General features: G+C 69.3%; 3 protein-coding genes. 1 reads left to right on the forward strand and 2 read right to left on the reverse strand.

Translation table 11 applies throughout. The features are described 5' to 3' along the window. Both VIR15_RS11115 and VIR15_RS11120 read right to left on the reverse strand, forming a co-directional pair. A partial coding sequence (locus VIR15_RS11115; RefSeq protein WP_331927537.1) for an adenylate/guanylate cyclase domain-containing protein occupies positions 1–551 on the reverse strand: 551 nt, incomplete at its 3' end. Positions 552–555: 4 nt separating this feature from the next. Beyond that, entirely contained in the window at positions 556–1383 is an 828-nt protein-coding gene (locus VIR15_RS11120) for an MBL fold metallo-hydrolase (protein ID WP_331927538.1), read from the reverse strand. 147 nt (positions 1384–1530) lie between these two features. Here VIR15_RS11120 and VIR15_RS11125 point away from each other — a divergent pair, with 147 nt between their 5' ends. Then, positions 1531–1845, forward strand: a complete 315-nt coding sequence (locus tag VIR15_RS11125) for a helix-turn-helix transcriptional regulator (RefSeq protein ID WP_331927539.1) — start codon at positions 1531–1533, stop codon at positions 1843–1845. The last annotated feature ends 272 nt before the right edge of the window (positions 1846–2117 follow it).

A 2117-nucleotide genomic window follows, 5' to 3' on the forward strand; every position in this document is an offset into this window, starting at 1 on the left:
CCCTCGAGCTCTGCGGTGCGGCTGGCCGCCGGACCGCTGACGATGAGCTCCAGGTGCACCTCGGGGTCACCGACGAGGAAGAAGTCGAAGGCGCCGCTGTGGATGCCCGTGGACATCCGAAGGGTCACCTTGCCAGCCGACGAGCCGGTCCGACCGACGGAGTAGAGCGCCCGCCGCATCGCAGCGGTCGCGCGGACCGCCCGCACCGCGTGGCCTTCCCCCCGGAAGAGCAGGAGGACGGCGTCGCCGCCCCACTTGACGAGATCGGCGTCCTCCCGGCGCGCCTCCTCGAGCAGCGCCGTGAAGGTCGAGTCGAGGATGTCGCTCAGTTCCTCGGAACCGACCTTGCCCATCCGGGTCAGGCGCTCGGTGAGCGAGGTGAATCCCGAGATGTCGACGAAGGCCATGCTCCCCGAGACCCGACGGTGCCGGATGGTCGGGTCATCCGCGAGCCACTCGGCCGCGAGAACCGGCACGTAGGGGACGAGTGCCTCGTCGGCGGTCGGCTCCGGGGCAGCGTCCATCGGGGGGTTGGGGGCGGGGTCGGGCATGGCTTCAGCCCCGCGTCCCCACCGACAGCGTCATGCCCTCGCGGGCCACGGTCACCTTCATCGGGCCGCGTACGCCACGCTCCATCGACCTCATCTGGCTGTCGGTGCGGGTGGGTGCGTGATGGAAGAGCACGACGTGACGAGCGCCCACCTCCATGCCCAGCTCGATGCTGTCGGACACCGTCGCGTGTCCGAAGCGGGCCGCGACCTCCCGCTCCCCGCGGAAGAACTGCGAGTCGTGGATGAGCAGGTCGACGTCCCGAAGCAGGCCGGCCAGGCTCGCCTGGCGTGAGACGGCCGCATGGTCGGGGACGTACGCGATGGATCCCGAGTCGTCAGTGATGCGGTAGCCGAAGGTCCGGCCGCCCTTGTGCTCGACGTCGAACGCGCTGACGTCGAAACCGTCAGTGCTTTGGGTGGGAACGGGACCGGCGCCGATCGCGTGGAAGCGCCACTGGCCCTGCAAGCCCTCGGGGAGGATCGGGAAACCGGGAGGCGAGAGGAATCGGGCGAGCAGATCGCGGCCGCCGAGGCCGTCCTGCGCCGGAAGGAAGAGGTCGACGTCGCTCGTCGGCTGGTCGCCCTTGACGAAGAAGGGCAGTCCTTGGACGTGGTCCCAGTGCATGTGCGTGATGAGGATGGCACCCACGAAATCCGGGCCGGGAAGGCGCTTGCTGAGCATGCGGATGCCGGTGCCCGCGTCCAGCACGATGGTCGGTGCGGCGGCGTCGTCGTGCGCGACGGCCACACAGGATGTGTGACCGCCGTAGTGGACGAACTCGGCGCCCGGAGCGGGTGTGGAGCCCCGGACCCCGAGGAAGAGCAACCTCATGGCCTCACCCCTCTGGCAATCTACCGGAGGCCTCGCTCCTGTGGACAGAATGGCGGCGGAGCCTGTCGCGTTGACGACTCGGCCCCGCCGTGACTCTTTGCTCACATGGGCCGGCCCAAGGGATCCGGCTCCCGTATCGTCCGAGGTATGACCATCAGGGGGTGGACGTTTCTCACGAACCACGGACATGTGCTGGTCTGTGTGGCCCGGGATCCGGACGCGACGATCCGCGAGATCGCGAACCGCGTCGGCATCACGGAGCGCGCGGTGCAGAAGATCGTCTCCGATCTGGAGGCCAACGAGACCATCGCCCGCTTCCGGGTTGGTCGTCGGAACCGGTATGTCGTGTGCGGGAACGCCATGTTCCGCCACCCGGTCGAGCAAGATCTTCGCGTGGGCGAGTTCGTCGAGCTGCTGGCGACGGAGGAACGGGACGCCGCCACCGCCTCCACCGCTTCCTAGCCGAGCGTCAAGGCTCGGGATCTTGCCACCCGGTCTCGTTGAAGGCAGTTGCCTCGACGAGGCCAACCCGGCGCACGACCGCACCTTCGCCAGGGAGCGCGCTCAGCGGCATACGACGGCCGTATGCCGCTGGGCTGGGCTCCAGCCGCCGTCACCGGCCCAGCCGTGCTGGGACTGCGCCAACCCTGGGCCGGTCCGCGCCGAGCATGACAGTGGGGTCCGCCGGAGCGGACCCCACCGTCTGCATTTCAGTGACGGCTAGGGCGCGGCCG

Source organism: Intrasporangium sp. (assembly GCF_036566125.1).
Taxonomy (GTDB): domain Bacteria; phylum Actinomycetota; class Actinomycetes; order Actinomycetales; family Dermatophilaceae; genus Intrasporangium.

Excerpts from the sequence above, each read along its gene's own strand:
- VIR15_RS11120 (WP_331927538.1), bottom strand. The coding sequence starts at position 1,383 with ATGAGGTTGCTCTTCCTCGGGGTCCGGGGCTCCACACCCGCTCCGGGC.
- VIR15_RS11125 (WP_331927539.1), top strand. The coding sequence starts at position 1,531 with ATGACCATCAGGGGGTGGACGTTTCTCACGAACCACGGACATGTGCTG.